The sequence below is a fragment of the Rhodovulum tesquicola genome (assembly GCF_024128855.1).
Taxonomy (GTDB): domain Bacteria; phylum Pseudomonadota; class Alphaproteobacteria; order Rhodobacterales; family Rhodobacteraceae; genus Rhodovulum; species Rhodovulum tesquicola.
Genome location: NZ_JAMYDV010000004.1, coordinates 191,239 through 205,966 on the forward strand (window position 1 = coordinate 191,239; position 14,728 = coordinate 205,966).

At 68.1% G+C, this 14,728-nt stretch carries 14 protein-coding genes and 1 tRNA gene; 6 read left to right on the forward strand and 9 right to left on the reverse strand.

The window, feature by feature from the left end; translation table 11 throughout:
* Window positions 1-7 precede the first annotated feature (7 nt).
* The 3 genes from NHN26_RS06230 to NHN26_RS06240 all read right to left on the reverse strand — a co-directional run bounded on the left by NHN26_RS06230 (window position 8) and on the right by NHN26_RS06240 (window position 3,574).
* Window positions 8-661: a YggS family pyridoxal phosphate-dependent enzyme gene (locus NHN26_RS06230; RefSeq protein WP_253088631.1), complete on the reverse strand. Its 654-nt coding sequence runs from the start codon at window positions 659-661 to the stop codon at window positions 8-10.
* Window positions 658-2,451 (reverse strand): tetratricopeptide repeat-containing sulfotransferase family protein, encoded by a 1,794-nt coding sequence (locus tag NHN26_RS06235; RefSeq protein ID WP_253088632.1) that lies wholly within the window; start codon window positions 2,449-2,451, stop codon window positions 658-660. The genes NHN26_RS06230 and NHN26_RS06235 overlap by 4 nt, the downstream gene beginning before the upstream one ends.
* A 127-nt stretch (window positions 2,452-2,578) precedes the next feature.
* Window positions 2,579-3,574 (reverse strand): porin, encoded by a 996-nt coding sequence (locus NHN26_RS06240; RefSeq protein ID WP_253088633.1) that lies wholly within the window; start codon window positions 3,572-3,574, stop codon window positions 2,579-2,581.
* A 244-nt stretch (window positions 3,575-3,818) separates the two neighbouring features.
* Between NHN26_RS06240 and NHN26_RS06245 the strand changes: the two genes are divergently transcribed.
* The 5 genes from NHN26_RS06245 (at window position 3,819) to NHN26_RS06265 (ending at window position 9,197) form a co-directional block, all read left to right on the forward strand.
* Entirely contained in the window at window positions 3,819-4,361 is a 543-nt protein-coding gene (locus tag NHN26_RS06245) for a DUF3576 domain-containing protein (protein ID WP_253088634.1), read from the forward strand.
* An 83-nt stretch (window positions 4,362-4,444) separates the two neighbouring features.
* Complete coding sequence (gene leuS, locus NHN26_RS06250) at window positions 4,445-7,054, forward strand: leucine--tRNA ligase (protein WP_253088635.1); 2,610 nt, start codon at window positions 4,445-4,447, stop codon at window positions 7,052-7,054.
* Window positions 7,041-7,535, forward strand: a complete 495-nt coding sequence (gene lptE, locus NHN26_RS06255) for an LPS assembly lipoprotein LptE (RefSeq protein ID WP_253088636.1) — start codon at window positions 7,041-7,043, stop codon at window positions 7,533-7,535. The genes leuS and lptE overlap by 14 nt, the downstream gene beginning before the upstream one ends.
* Complete coding sequence (holA, locus tag NHN26_RS06260; protein ID WP_253088637.1) at window positions 7,532-8,560, forward strand: DNA polymerase III subunit delta; 1,029 nt, start codon at window positions 7,532-7,534, stop codon at window positions 8,558-8,560. The genes lptE and holA overlap by 4 nt, the downstream gene beginning before the upstream one ends.
* Window positions 8,561-8,609: 49 nt before the next feature.
* Window positions 8,610-9,197 carry a glutathione S-transferase family protein gene (locus NHN26_RS06265; RefSeq protein ID WP_253088638.1) on the forward strand — a complete coding sequence of 196 codons (588 nt, stop codon included), beginning with the start codon at window positions 8,610-8,612 and terminating at the stop codon, window positions 9,195-9,197.
* Here the strand turns inward: NHN26_RS06265 and NHN26_RS06270 are convergent.
* The 5 genes from NHN26_RS06270 to NHN26_RS06290 are packed head-to-tail and all read right to left on the reverse strand — an operon-like array spanning window position 9,173 to window position 14,010.
* Window positions 9,173-10,372, reverse strand: a complete 1,200-nt coding sequence (locus NHN26_RS06270; protein ID WP_253088639.1) for a TIGR03862 family flavoprotein — start codon at window positions 10,370-10,372, stop codon at window positions 9,173-9,175. The genes NHN26_RS06265 and NHN26_RS06270 overlap by 25 nt on opposite strands.
* A gap of 49 nt (window positions 10,373-10,421) precedes the next feature.
* Entirely contained in the window at window positions 10,422-11,876 is a 1,455-nt protein-coding gene (locus NHN26_RS06275) for an ArnT family glycosyltransferase (RefSeq protein WP_253088640.1), read from the reverse strand.
* Entirely contained in the window at window positions 11,854-12,162 is a 309-nt protein-coding gene (locus NHN26_RS06280; protein ID WP_253088641.1) for a lipid-A-disaccharide synthase N-terminal domain-containing protein, read from the reverse strand. Before NHN26_RS06280 ends, NHN26_RS06275 begins: the two co-directional genes overlap by 23 nt.
* Window positions 12,152-12,886: a glycosyltransferase family 2 protein gene (locus NHN26_RS06285; RefSeq protein ID WP_253088642.1), complete on the reverse strand. Its 735-nt coding sequence runs from the start codon at window positions 12,884-12,886 to the stop codon at window positions 12,152-12,154. Before NHN26_RS06285 ends, NHN26_RS06280 begins: the two co-directional genes overlap by 11 nt.
* 47 nt (window positions 12,887-12,933) lie before the next feature.
* Window positions 12,934-14,010, reverse strand: coding sequence for a LacI family DNA-binding transcriptional regulator (locus NHN26_RS06290; RefSeq protein ID WP_253088643.1), 1,077 nt, complete (start codon window positions 14,008-14,010; stop codon window positions 12,934-12,936).
* Between the two features lie 112 nt (window positions 14,011-14,122).
* Here NHN26_RS06290 and NHN26_RS06295 point away from each other — a divergent pair.
* A tRNA-Arg gene (locus NHN26_RS06295) sits at window positions 14,123-14,199 on the forward strand.
* A 206-nt stretch (window positions 14,200-14,405) separates the two neighbouring features.
* On the opposite strand, the gene NHN26_RS06300 is transcribed toward NHN26_RS06295, so the two are convergent.
* On the reverse strand, window positions 14,406-14,728 hold a 323-nt coding region (locus NHN26_RS06300; protein WP_253088644.1), incomplete at its 5' end, for a hypothetical protein.

A 14,728-nucleotide genomic window follows, 5' to 3' on the forward strand; every position in this document is an offset into this window, starting at 1 on the left:
GCCAGCCTCAGCCATGATCGCGCGCCCCGAAGATCGCCGAGCCCACCCGCACATGGGTCGCGCCGAAGGCGATTGCCTGCTCGAAATCGTCGCTCATCCCCATCGACAGGCCCGACAGCCCGTTGCGCGCCGCGATCTTTGCCAGCAGCGCGAAATGCAGCGCGGGCGTCTCGTCCACGGGCGGGATGCACATCAGCCCCCGCACCGGCAGATCCAGCGCGCGGCATTCCGCGATGAACCCATCCGCCTCGCCGGGCAGAACGCCCGCCTTCTGCGGCTCCTCGCCCGTGTTCACCTGAAGGAACAGGTCCGGGCAGGCGCCGCGTTCCTGTGCGTGCTCGGCCAGGCGCCGGGCCAGCTTGATCCGGTCGACCGAATGGATCGCGTCGAACAGCTCGACCGCCTGCCGGGTCTTGTTGCTTTGCAGCGGGCCGATCAGGTGCAGCATGACGCCTTCGAAGCGGTCCATCAGCGCGGGCCATTTGCTCGCCGCCTCCTGCACGCGGTTCTCGCCGAAAATGCGCTGACCCGCCGCCAGCACCGCCTCGACACGGTCGAGCGGCTGCATCTTGGATACCGCGATCAGCGTCACCGAGCCGGGCGCGCGCCCCGCGTCGGCCTCGGCCTGTGTTACCCTTGCGCGAATCTCGTCCAGGCTCATTCCGTTCCCTCTTGCTCGATCGCGTCGCCCAGCGCCTCGATCAGCGGGGCAAGCTCGTCCGCGTGCCGCTGCCAGCCCATCAGCGACGAGGCATAGATCGGCTGGCGCACCTGATGCAGGCTGAGCGTCGAGACCCGCCGCTCGGTCTTGTGGAAATCCATACAGCCGTCTTCCCAGTCAAGCCCGGCGGCGGCGATCAGGGCGCGGGCCTGGGGTTCGGGGTCGGCGATCAGGTCCTCGTAGCGGATTTCGTGAAAGCCGCCGGGCAGCCTGTCGCGCCAGAAATCGACCAGTTCCAGGAACATCCGGGTGTAAAGGCCGAGGTCGCGCAGGTCATAAGCATAGCGATGCGTGCCCTCGGCAAAGATGTTCTTGTAGATCGACAGGCAGGTGTCGCGCGGGTCGCGATGCACCACCACGATGCGCGCATTGGGCAGCGCCAGCCGCACCAGACCGGCGACCATATAGGTCTGGATCGACTTGTCGGTGACGATGTCGGCACCCGGCAGGCGCATGCGGAAATGCGCCTCGATGGCATGGCCGAACCCGGCGATTTCCTCGTCCGACAGCGCCGAAACGGGCCGCAGCCCGCCCGCCCCATCCGACATCAGCCGCATTGCCTCGGGCATCACGAAGCCCAGTTCGCCGCCGCCGGTGACGCGCGAATGGCTGGCGATGATCTGTTCCACCAGCGTCGTGCCCGATCGCGGCATGCCGGTGACGAAGACCGGGGCATAGTCGCTGGTGCCGGGCACGCGGCGGGCGGTGAAATCGGTGCCTCCGCAGGCGGCCTTCAGGGCGTCGATCTCGGCCCGGCGTTCGGCGATGTCATAGGGGTAAAGCTTGCGCATCAGCGCGTTGGCCTTGTGCAGATAGCCAAAGATACGGTCGTCGCGGCGGATGTCCTCCATCGCCTTGGCCAGCGCGAAGCCCAGGTTCATCCGGCTGTGATCGCTCAGGTCCGGCGCGGACCAGAGCGTTTCCATCTCGGCAATCAGCGGGTCGTCGGCGGCCAGCTTGCGGCCCTTGACCATCAGCCGGTAAGGTTCGCCGCTTTTGGGGTCCAGCGCGATGGCGCGGCGAAAGCCTGCATCGGCCTCGTCGAAGCGGCCGATCTGCTGCAACAGGATCGCGCGGCGGCCATGGGTTTCGGGGCGGTCGGGGGCGGCGGAAACGGCGCGGTCATGGGCGGCCAGCGCGGCCTCGGGCTGACCCGATCCGTCCAGCGCGCGGGCATGCGCGGTGTGGGTTTCGGCGCGGTTGTCGCCCAGCGCGATGGCCCGGCCAAAGGCGGCGGCGGCGGCGGCGAAATCCTTGGCGCGCAGCAGCGCATGGCCCAGCCGGATCTGCGGGTCGGCCGCGTCGGGCTGGGCCTGTGCGGCGCGGCGCAGCGCATCGAGCGCTTGCGCCGGGGACGTTGCCGGGGGCGCCAACGCCTCTTGCAGACGGGCAAGGACCGGGGCGGGCAGGCGTGCCGCCCTGGCCTTGCGCTGAAAGCTGCGGATGCGGGTGCGGTCGGCCAGCGCGGCCAGCGCCTGCGCCCAGGCCAGCCAGATCGCGGGTTCGGCCGGTTGGGCCTCGGCGGCGCGTTCGAAATGCTGGGCGGCGCGTTTCGGGGCGCCGCGGGCCATGGCGATCCGGCCCATCTGGAACAGTGCTTCGGCCTGACGCGGGCGGGCGGCCAGCACCTCGCGCAGGCGGGCCTCGGCGCCGTCAAGATCGCCAGTGGCCTGCCGGGCGAGGGCCTCGCGGTAAAGGCGGGCGATCTGGGCGGGATTGGTGGACTGCATGGGCACCGGGTCACGAGGATCTGGCAGCGCAATTAGCATGGGTGGGGGCGGTTGTCGAACCCGTGCCCCGAAACGGAAAAGAGCGGGCACAAGGCCCGCTCTTTCCTTATCGTCATGCCAGTAAGGCTTAGAACTTCATCGCCACGCCGAACGACCAGGTCTCGTAGTTGCCCGGGACGCCATCGACGTCCGAGTCGCCATAGCCGAGGTGGACCGAGGCACCACCGCCGAGATCATAGGCAACGGCCAGGCCGAAGCCATCGGCATCGTCACCGTCGATGTCATAGCGGCCCCAGTTGGCGCCGAACGACCAGGCGTTCATGGTGTAGCCCATGGACAGGCCGATGTGATCGGCGTCAACCCCACCGATGTCCCAGTCCGAGTACACCAGACCGGCGACGAAGCCGTTCTGGAAGTCCGCGTTCACCGAGACGCCCCAGATGTCGACGTCAAGACCGGCGCCCAGGGGGCCGATGAAGTCTTCCAGGTTGCCGGGTGCCCAGGTGCCGTCGGTTTCCAGGGTCTGGTAGGCCAGACCGAAGCCGAGGTCGACGCCCGTCATCGAGGTCTTGTAGCTCACGCCGACGGCATAGCCGTCATCGACGGTCCCGCTGTCGTCGAGTTCCATCGACACCGAGAAGCCGAAATCGCCGAAGGCGTAGTCGTAGCGCAGCACCTGGTCGTCATAGGCGCCGTCGCCGAAGGCACCCAGGTAACCGGCATGGATGGTTTCGTCATCCTGCAGCGAGCCGGGGTTGCCCACGTTCTCGACCAGAACCTTGTCCATGGCGCCGTCGGTGTCGCCCAGGGTCAGGGTGCCGAAAGAGCCAGAGATGAACATGGTCTCGTTGTCGAACGCCGGAGCGTCGTTTTCGTTCGACGTGCCGTCCATGTCGAACCGGCCGGTCATGCCGACGGTGATGCCCATGTCGGTTTCGGTCGACGCGCTGAAGCTCAGCGTGGTCGAGTTGTGGAACTGGGTTTCACCGCCAGCAGCGTTGCCGAAGTTGTCGGCGCCGCCGCCAACGATACCCATTTCGGCGGTACCCGAGAAGGTGATGTCAGCCGAGGCGATGCCGGCCGAAGCAACCAGCGCGGTGGTCGCGAAGAGAACCTTTTTCATGGTTTTCCCTCATTCGTTTAAAGATGCACCTCAGGCCGGAGCATCCGATCTGAGTATGTTCCGGGTTTCGCTCTTGCCCCCCCCAAATGCAAGGAACACCGCCAGCCCCCCGGAACGCCGCCCCCGATTGATGCAGCAAAGCCACACACCCCCCACACCCAAGCGGACGGGACGCAAGGGAAAAACCTTGTCCGCCCCGACCTGCTCCGGTAAAGACCGGCGAAGGACAACGAGGGCGCAGGGCATGAGCTTTCACCGCATCGCGCGCGGGGCACTGATCGGGACGATGGCTGTCGGACTGGCCGGCTGCGGCGGCGGGCTGTTCGGCCGCAGCGCCCCCAGCCCCGAACAGGACGCCGCCCGGATCGAGGCGCGCGATGCCAATATCGCGCGTCAGTTCGAGAACACCCCTGCGGCCGAAATCCAGCGCGACCGGCAATCGCGCGCAACGATCTGGGATCTGTTCGGCAATGCCGACGACCCGAACACCACGGTCGGGGTGAACAAGTATCTCTGGCAGGCCTCGCTCGAGGTGCTGAACTTCCTGCCGATTCGGTCTGTCGATCCGTTTTCGGGCGTGATCGTCACGGGTTACGGCACGCCGCCCGGCGGCGGGCGGGCCTATCGCGCGACGGTCTACGTTCAGGATCCGGCCCTCGACGCGCGCTCGCTCAAGGTGTCGCTGCACAGCCAGTCGGGTGCAGTCGATGCCGCCACCGTGCGCGCGGTCGAGGATGCGATCCTGACACGCGCTCGCCAGATCCGCATCCGCGACAGCAAGCTCTGACGCCCCACTGGACGCCCCGCGCGGCGCCGATTATGCACGACGCCGGGCCACCCGCGCCCGGCGTTTGACTGAGGATTGCTGACATGGCGCGCTACACCCCGGCCGAGATCGAGCGGAAATGGCAGGACGCATGGGAGGCCGACGCCACGTTCCGCGCCAGTCACGACCCGTCGCGGCCGAAATACTATGTGCTGGAAATGTTCCCCTACCCTTCGGGGCGTATCCATATGGGGCATGTGCGCAACTACACCATGGGCGATGTCGTCGCGCGCTATAAATCGTCCTGCGGTTTCAGCGTGTTGCACCCGATGGGGTGGGATGCATTCGGGATGCCCGCGGAAAACGCCGCGATGGAGCGTGGCGGCCATCCCAAGGACTGGACCTATGGCAACATCGCGGACATGCGCGCGCAGATGAAGCCGCTGGGCCTGTCCATCGACTGGAGCCGCGAATTCGCCACCTGCGACCCGGACTATTACGGCCAGCAACAGGCGATGTTCCTGGACATGCTGGCCGCGGGGCTGGTCTATCGCAAGAACGCCACCGTGAACTGGGATCCGGTGGACATGACGGTTCTGGCCAACGAACAGGTGATCGAGGGCAAGGGCTGGCGGTCTGGCGCACCGGTGGAGCGGCGGGACCTGACGCAATGGTTCTTCCGCATCTCGGATTTCGCCGACGAGTTGCTGGCGGCGCTGGACGGGCTGGAGAACTGGCCCGAGAAGGTCAAGCTGATGCAGCGCAACTGGATCGGCAAGAGCCGCGGGTTGCAGATGGCCTTCTCGACCGTGGACGCGCCCGAGGGGTTCGACCGGATCGAGGTCTACACCACCCGCCCCGACACGCTGATGGGGGCAAGTTTCCTTGGGATCTCGCCCGATCACCCGCTGGCCCGCGCGCTGGAACGCCATCGCCCCGACGTGGCCGAGTTCTGCGCCGAGTGCCGCCGGACGGGCACCAGCGAGGAAGAGCTGGAAAAGGCCGAGAAGCGCGGCTTCGACACCGGGCTGAAGGTGCGCCATCCCTTTGATACGGCATGGGAATTGCCGGTCTACATCGCCAATTTCATCCTGATGGATTACGGCACCGGCGCGATCTTCGGCTGCCCGGCGCATGACCAGCGCGACCTGGATTTCGCGCGGAAATACGGGTTGCCGGTGACCGATACCTTCGTGGCGCTCGAGGGCGGCGAGCCGGTGGGCGACGTGGCCTTCGTGCCGCCCAAGACCGAACCTGTGCGCTGGGTGCGGGCCTTTGCCTGGGACGAGGTCGCGACCGGCGAACAGGCCGTCGACGCCGCGATTCGGTTTTGCGAGGAGAACGGCGTCGGCCATGGCGTGACCAAGTTCCGCCTGCGCGACTGGGGCCTGTCGCGGCAACGCTATTGGGGCTGTCCGATTCCGGTGGTCCACTGCCCCGATTGCGGCGTGGTGCCCGAGGCCAAGGAAAACCTGCCGATCGAACTGCCCTATGACGAGGACGGCAGGCCGATCGACTTCTCGATCCCCGGCAACCCGCTGGACCGCCACCCCACCTGGCGCAACTGCACCTGCCCGAAATGCGGTCAGGCGGCGCGGCGCGAGACCGACACGATGGATACCTTCGTAGATTCCTCGTGGTACTACGCCCGCTTCACCGCGCCCCATGCGGCCACGCCCACCGACATGGCCGAGGCCGAATACTGGATGAATGTCGATCAGTATATCGGCGGGATCGAGCACGCGATCCTGCACCTTCTGTATTCCCGGTTCTTCGCCCGGGCGATGCAGATCACCGGCCACCTGCCCGAAAAGGCGCGCGAGCCCTTCGATGCGCTGTTCACCCAAGGCATGGTGACGCACGAGATCTACCAGACCCGCGACGCCGCGGGGCGGCCGGTCTATCACCTGCCCGAGGATGTCGAGGGCGGCAAGCTCAAGGCCACGGGCGAGGCGGTGGAAATCATCCCCTCGGCCAAAATGTCGAAATCAAAGAAGAACGTCGTCGACCCGGTGAACATCATCGAGAGCTTCGGGGCCGATACCGCGCGGTGGTTCGTGCTGTCGGACAGCCCGCCCGAGCGTGACGTGGAATGGACATCCGCGGGCGCCGAGGCGGCGCACCGGCATCTGGGCCGGGTCTGGCGCATCGCGAACGGCATCGCCGAGGAAATGGATCAGGGGGGCGGAATCGCTGCCTACGAGTCCGAGGGCGAGGGCGCGGCACCGGGCGGGGAAGACGACCTGACCCTGCGCCGCGCGCTGCACAAGACGATCCATGACGTGACGATGGGCATCGAAAGCTTCGGCTTCAACAGCTCGGTCGCGAAACTCTATGCCTTCACCAACACGCTGGCGAAATCGGCGGCCTCGCTGCCTGCGCGGCGCGAGGCGGCGATGGTCATGGCGCAGCTCATGGCACCGATGACCCCGCATCTGGCCGAGGATATCTGGGCCATGCTGGGCGGTCAGGGCCTGATCGCCCGCGCCCCCTGGCCCACGGCCGACCCCGCCCTGCTGGTCGAGGATACCGTCACGCTGCCGATCCAGATCAACGGCAAGCGGCGCTCGGAAATCGCCGTGCCGCGGGACATGGACGCCGCCGAGGTTGAAAAGCTGGTGCTGGCCGACGATGCTGTGCGCAAGGCGCTGGATGGCGGCGCCCCGAAAAAGCTGGTCGTCGTGCCGGGCCGCATCGTCAATGTCGTCGTCTGACCGCCGCACCCTTGTCCTTGGTCTTGCCGCGCTGGCGCTGGGCGGCTGCGGGTTCCGTCCCGCCCATGGGCCGGAGGGCGTGGCCAGCGATCTGCGCGGCGGCATCGCGATCGACCCGCCCGACACGCGCAACGCCTTTGCGCTGGTCGAACGGCTCGAGGATCGGCTGGGCCGGGCGGATGCGCCGGTCTACCGGCTGGGTCATCGCATCGGCACAAGCCGCAGGGCGCTGGGGATCACCGGCGCGCAGGAAACCACGCGCTTCACGATCGAGGGCGATCTGGCCTTCGAACTGTACGAACTCGCGACCGGCCGCCTTGTGCAATCCGGCAAAGTGACGGCCTTTTCCGCCTATTCCGCGACCGGCAGCACCGTGGCGACCCTTGCCGCCGAGCGCGACGCGGAACGGCGGCTGATGGTGATGCTGGCCGACCAGCTTGTGACGCGGCTGATCGCCACCGCCCCCGGCAGGGCGCGATGAAGCTCTCGCCCCGCGAGGCCGCGCGCTATTTCGCCCGGCCCGATCCCGACCGCGCCGCTCTGCTGATCTATGGTGCCGACCCGATGCGCGTGGCGCTCAAGCGGCAGGAACTCATCGCCAAACTGCTGGGTCCCGGTGCCGAGGAGGAAATGCGCCTGACCCGGCTTGCCCCGGGCGATCTGCGCGGCGATCCCGCGGCGCTGGGCGATGCGCTCAAGGCGCGCGGTTTCTTTCCCGGCCCGCGCGTGGTGTTCATCGACGAGGCGACCGATACCATGGCCGATGCCATTCAGGCGGCGCTGGCCGACTGGCAGCCGGGCGATGCGCAGTTGGTGGTGACGGCACGGCAACTCACCCCGCGCTCGCCGCTGCGCAAGCTGTTCGAGAGGCACCGCACCGCCCTTGCCGCCGCGATCTACGACGATCCCCCGGGCCGGGACGAGATCGAGGCGATGCTGGCCGCCGCGGGCCTGTCGGGGCTCGACCGCGCCGCGATGGCGGCGCTGACCGACCTTGCCGGGGCGCTCGACCCGGGTGATTTCCGCCAGACGGTTGAAAAGCTTGCGCTTTACAAGCTGGGCGATTCTGCCCCCGCCACTGCGGATGACGTGGCCACCTGCGCGCCCCGCTCGACCGAAGCCGATACCGATGCGCTGATCCATCTGGTGGCCGAGGCGAAGGGCAACCAGATCGCCCCGATGTTGCGGCGACTCGAGGCGCAGGGGGTGGGGCCGGTGACGCTGTGCATTGCCGCGACCCGCCATTTCCGCGCGCTGCACGCCGCCGCCGCGGATCCGGGCGGCGCGGCGCAGGGCATCGCGCGCGCCCGTCCCCCGGTGCATTTCAAGTCAAAGGACCGCATGGTGCGTCAGGCGCAGGCCTGGGGCGTGCGGCGGCTGGAACAGGGGCTTGGCCTCCTGATCGACACCGATCTGCAATTGCGCTCGTCCAGCCGTGCCCCGCAGATGGCGTTGATGGAGCGTTGTCTGATCCGGCTGGCCCATCTTGGTGCGTCGCGCCCTTGACCGCGCCCGCGATTGCTGGAACCCCTTTGCGAAGAACGGGGGTAAGGCGATGTATCGTGTGATCGGCAGCGGTAACAGCCGCGCGCGGCGCGTGATCTGGATGCTGGAGGAACTGGGCCTGCCCTACGCGCATGTGCCCGCCCCGCCCCGTTCCGACGATGTGATCGCGCTGAACCCTGCGGGCAAGGTGCCGGTGCTGATCGCCGACAACGTGCCGATCACCGATTCGACCGCGATCCTGACCTTCCTGGCCGACCGGCACGGCCATCTGACCCATCCCGCGGGCACGATCGACCGCGCCCGACAGGACAGCCTGACCCAGTTCCTGCTGGACGAGTTCGATTCGGCGCTGTGGATGGCAGCGCGGCACGGTTTCGTTCTGCCCGAGGCGCTGCGGCCCTCGGCGATCCAGGACAGCCTGAAATGCGAACTGGGCCGCAGTCAGAAGGTGCTGATGCAGCGGATGGGCGACGGGCCTTTCCTGATGGGTGCGGCGATGACCGTGCCGGACATCATCCTGACCCATTGCGGCGACTGGGCCGAGGCCGCGTGCTTTCCGATCACCGAACCCGGCCTTGGGGACTATCTTGCCCGGATGCGGGCACGGCCGGCCTATCGGCGCGCGCAGGCTGTCTGAAGGCGCCGCGCCGCCGCCAGCCCGGCCCAGCGCCCGGTGGCCAGACAGGCAGTCAGCAGGTAGCCGCCGGTCGGCGCCTCCCAGTCCAGCATCTCGCCTGCAAGGAACGTTCCGGGGCGGGCGTGCAGCATCAGGGTCTCGTCCACCGCCGCCCAGCACACGCCGCCCGCGGTCGAGATCGCCTCGTCGATGGGCCGCGGGCCTGCATGGCGGATCGGCAGCGCCTTGACCAGCCGGGCCAGCGCCGCGCCTTCGGGCAGCGGGCGGCCGAACTCCATCAGCAGCGCCAGCCGCGCCGGATCAAGACCCAGCGCCTTGCGCAGGTGGTTGGCAAGGCTCGCCTTGCCGCGCGGCCGGGCAAGCCGCTCGGCGACCCGTTCGGCTGTCCAGTCGGGAAAGAGGTCGGCGACCAGCGGCGCGCCGTCGCGCAGCGGGCGGGACAGCGCATAGATGCCGCCGCCCTCCAGCCCGCGGGCCGAGATCACGAACTCGCCCCGATGCCACGGACCGGCGCCCGCGCGCAGCGCCACGCCCTTGACCGGCTGGCCGAACTGGCGGGCCATCGGCGCGGACCAGTCCACCCGCAGCCCGACATTCGCGGGAGCAAAGGGCGCAAGCGGCACGCCCGCAGCCGAAAGAGGCCCCACCCAGGCGCCATCAGAGCCCAGCCTTGCCCAACTCGCGCCCCCCAGCGCCAGGATCGTGACCCCGGCCAGCACCGCGCGCGGGCCTTCGGGCGTGTCGAACGTGACCGCCGCGCCGTCCCAGCCCGTCCAGCGCCAGCGCGGGCGCAGCGTCACGCCAAACCCGTCAAGCCGCCGCAGCCATGCACGCAGCAGCGGCGAGGCTTTCATCGCCGTCGGAAAAACCCGCCCGGTGCTGCCGGTGAAAACCGGCTGGCCCAGCCCCTCGGCCCAGGCGCAGACCTCCTCGGGGCCGAACGCCGCGATCATCGGGCCAAGCGGCCCGGCCGCCTCGGCATAGGCCGCAAGGAAGCTCTCCGACGGCTCGGCCCGGGTCAGGTTCAGCCCCGACTTGCCCGCCATCAGGAACTTGCGCGCGGGCGCGGCCTTGGCCTCGGCGATCACCGCGGGGATGCCAGCCGCGCCCAGCCCCTCGGCAGCCATCAGCCCCGCAGGCCCCGCCCCGACCACCAGCGCCCCGATCCGCTCCATCACGCCGCCGCCCTCTTGCCGGACATGCGGGATGCACGGCCCCCGACCGTCATTCGCCCGACGACCAGCAATCCGCGGGAACGACGAAAAGCGAAACCCGCTTGCCCCGCCAGGCCCCCATCTCGGGTGCGATCACACGGATCGGTTCCGCCCCCATGATGCAGGCGGGTGCCCCCCCTCCGGTCGCGAACAGGACCTCTCCCGCCAGCCCCTCGGGCAGCGGATGCCTCAGCGCGTAGTGATGCGGCGCCCGGCCCGAGGGCGGGACCGCATGCAGGGCAAGCCCGCTGTCGCGTGCCGAATAGAACAGGTCGGCCAGAAGGCTGCGGTTCTCGGACACGACGACGCCCAGACCGGCCTCGCGCGCGCCGCTCACGATCTCGGCCGACATCTCGTCAAGTCCGAGATACCGCTCCAGCAGCGGCTTGCCCCCGGGCGCCGCCTGGTCGGCAAAGACCCCCAGAACCGGCAGCGCCAGCGCCACCGTGCCGTTCACCGCGAACGAGGCCACGCGCCAGCGCGGGGCGAGCCAGGGCAGGACAGCCAGCGTCCCCGCCAGATAGGCCGCCGCCGCCCAGTTCGCATAGGCCCCCGACAACAGCGCCTGCCCCGACACGATCACCAGCGGCGGCAGCGCAAAGACCAGCAACAGCCGCCGCGCGCCATCGCCCGCGCCCCGGCGCAGGACAAGCCAGACCAGCGCGCCGAACAGCACCGGGCCGAAGACCGCGAACTGGCTGGCCAGGAACTCGGCCAGTCCGGCAAGGTTCAACCCCGCCCGGCTGCCCGGGTCGCGCACCCAATCGGCATTGTCCAGCGTGTGCTGGACCGTGGTCAGCCCGTTCACCAGGTTCCAGACCACGTTCGGCGCAATGGTCAGCGCGAACAGCCCCAGCGCCGTCAGCCCGTCGCGCAGCGCGGGCCGGGCAGCGCGCAAGATCAGCGCCGCCAGAATGGCCGAAATCAGGTAATAGATCGCGGCATATTTCGACAGGAAGGCCAGCCCCAGCGCCACGCCCGCAACCACGGCCCAGACCCGCCCGCCGCCCCGCAAGAGCCTGAGCCAGCCGCCCAGCGCCAGCGCAAGGAAGGGAAACATGATCGTGTCGGTCGAAATCAGGATCGACCCCACCGTCACCATCGGCAGCGTGACATAGCCCAGCGCGACCCAGAATGCCGCCCGCGCCCCCCAAAGCCCGGCGGCGATCCAGCCCAGGATCAGCGCGGTCGCGCCATGAAACAGCGGCGCGGGCAGGCGCACCCAGAACGGCGCATCGCTGCCCGCCAGCTCAGTCGCCGCCCGGATCACCCAGCCCACCATCGGCGGCTTGGAATAATAGCCCAGCGCCAGTTCCCGGCCCCAGAGCCAGTATTGCGCCTCGTCCACGAACAGGTCCATGCGGTTGAACCACAACAGCGCCACCCGCGCCGCCGTCACCGCAAGGACCGCAGCCGCCGCCGGGATCAGCCAGCCGCGGGGCTCAGGCGTTCCGGCGGTGGGCATGGATCAGCCAGAGATTCCGGGAATAGATGACAAGGCCCATGGACTGGCCGAGGATGAAGACCGGATCCTTGCGGTAGACCGCATAGGCGAACAGGATCGCCCCCCCCGCCAGCGAGAAATACCAGAACGCCAGCGGCACCACCGAATTTCGCGCGCGTTCCGAGGCGATCCACTGCACCAGGAACCGCGCGGTGAACATCAGCTGACCGCCCAGCCCGATCATCACCCACCAGAATTCGGTCCAGCTTGCGACCGCCAGGAACGCAAAGACCGTCTCAAACGACATTGCCGGTGTCCTCGCTGGCGCGTGCCTTCTTGCGCCGCTTGATCAGCCAGGCGACCCCGACCAGATCATGCAGGCCGACCAGCGCGCGTTGCAGGTTGTTGTAATTCGACCGCCCGGCATGGCGCTCGCGATGGCTGACATCGACCAGCGCCACCTCCCATCCGTCGCGGCGGAACAGCGCGGGCAGGTAGCGGTGCATGTGGTCGAAATAGGGCAGCGCCAGAAAGGCGTCGCGCCTAAAGCCCTTGAGCCCGCAGCCGGTATCGCGGGTGCCGTCGCGCAGGATCCGCGCCCGCAGCGCATTGGCCAGCCGCGAGGCCCAGCGTTTCGACGCCGTATCCTGCCGCCCCACCCGCTGGCCCGCCACAAGGCCCAGTTTCCCGGTCCGGTCGGCCAGCAGCGGCCCCCACAGCTTCGGCAGGTCGGCGGGCGGGTTCTGTCCGTCACCGTCCAGCGTGCAGATGATCGGCGCCCGGGCGGTCAGCACCCCGCTATGGACCGCAGCACTCTGCCCGGCCGAGGTGGCGTGGCGCAACAGCCGCAGCGCGGGATCGGCCGCCATCCGGTCACGCACGCGGCCCGCGGTGTCGTCGGTCGAGCCGTCATCGACCACGATCACCTCGTGGCTGTCCAGCGCGGTGCAGGCAAGCGCGATCTCGTCCAGAAGGAACGCCACGTTCTCGGCTTCGTTCTTCATCGGGATCACGATCGAGACGGCGGGCATGGGGGCCTCATGGCGGGCCGCCGCGGCAGGGCAGGCGGTGGCGCGGGTTAAACATGATCGGGGCGGTCTTGTCCATCGGTGCGAGGCGGCGCCATGCGCAGCGTGTCGCCGGGGTCGATCCGCGGCGTCAGCGCCACGCGCTCGCCCGCGCCGGACAGCCCCCGCGCCACGCAATCGGCGATGATCCGCGCCGCCCGCCGCCCGATCTCGCGGCGCTGGATATCCATGGTCGCGGGTTTCAGCGGCAACCCATCCAGCAACTCGATCCCGTTGAACCCGGCAAGGCCCATCCGGCCGGGGATGTCGATACCGTTCTCCAGGCAGTAAAGCAGACCGCCTGCCGCAATCATGTCATTGGAGTAATACAGGAAATCCAGGTCCGGATTGCGGCCGAGCAGGGCACGGGTCATCTCCCGCCCGGTGGCCAGCCCCGATCCGCCCGAATAGAACTCGTGATCGGCAACCTCGATCCCCGCCCGTGCCAGCGCCCCCGTGAAGCCCTCGAAGCGCTTCCGCGCGCGGTGGTCCATCGGCATCTTGGTGCCCAGGAACCCGATCCGCCGATAGCCCGCCGCGGCGATGGCGCGGGCCATCTCGGCACCCGCCCGGCGATGCGAGATGCCGACGACCGAATCCAGCGGTTCTCCGTCCAGGTCCATGATCTCCACCACCGGGATGCCCGCCGCCCTCAGCATCGCGCGCGTGGCCTCGGAATGTTCCAGCCCGGTCACGATCAGCCCCGAGGGCCGCCAGGACAGCATCTCGAACAGCACCTTCTCCTCATGCGGCGGGTCATAGCGCGACAGCCCGAACACGGGCTGAAGCGGCGTGTTTTCAAGCACCTCGTTGATGCCCGACAGAACCTCGGGAAAGACCATGTTCGACAGCGACGGGATGATCACGCCCACCAGGTTCACCCGCTGGCTGGCCAGCCCGCCGGCGATCCGGTTCGGCACATAGCCCAGCCGCTTGGCCGCCTCCAGAACCTTTTCGCGGGTCTTTGCCGTCACATCCCCGCTGGCGCGCAAGACGCGGCTGACGGTCATCTCGGACACGCCAGACGCCTCGGAGACATCGCGCAGCGTCAGCGGCTTGCGCGGGCGGGGCGGGTCGGAAAGGGTCACGGGCAAGGCGCTCCTGTCGAGGCTTTCGCCGCAGTTAAGCGCGGGTCGGGTGAAATTCCAAGCGCATGCAGACTTGCATGCACAGCACTTTCCGGAGAGAAAGACCCGGCATGGCCCCGTGGCTCAACAGGATAGAGCAATCCCCTCCTAAGGGATAGGTTGCAGGTTCGAGTCCTGCCGGGGTCACCACCATCGTCAGATGGTGCCAATAGGGCATAAGAGTGCACAAAGCGCCGTTTTCATTGCACACCCCTGTCAAGGTTTTTCTCGATCTGGAGCGCGCGAGGAGCCAGCCGGCCGCTCAAGCTTCAGACTTCAATGTATAATTTCCTGTGGGCAGTGCGTGTGAGCCTACTAGGGTCTGTTTATCCCGGCCTTGGCCTTAATCGGGCTGATCAAAGCGGGAACGCCCTCTCCACCTCCTTGCGCAGGTAGAGATGCCCGAAATCCCTGCCTCCGGACGAGAACGGCTGGATGTCGCTTTTCCTCAACCGGGCAAGAATCGTCCTCCGGTGTTCTTGAGGTGGTCCCCGTTTTCTGGACAGTTTGCTAAGCTTGCCGCCGAGGAAGACGAGGACGAACAGCGTGGCTGGTGGCCTGCTGCCGGTTTCGTGGACACGAAGATAAGATCGTGACCAAGGACCTGGAGATCGGACATGGTAAGACGGAAGTTCACGAAGGAGTTCAAGTTTGAGGCTGTGAAGCTGGTGACAGATCG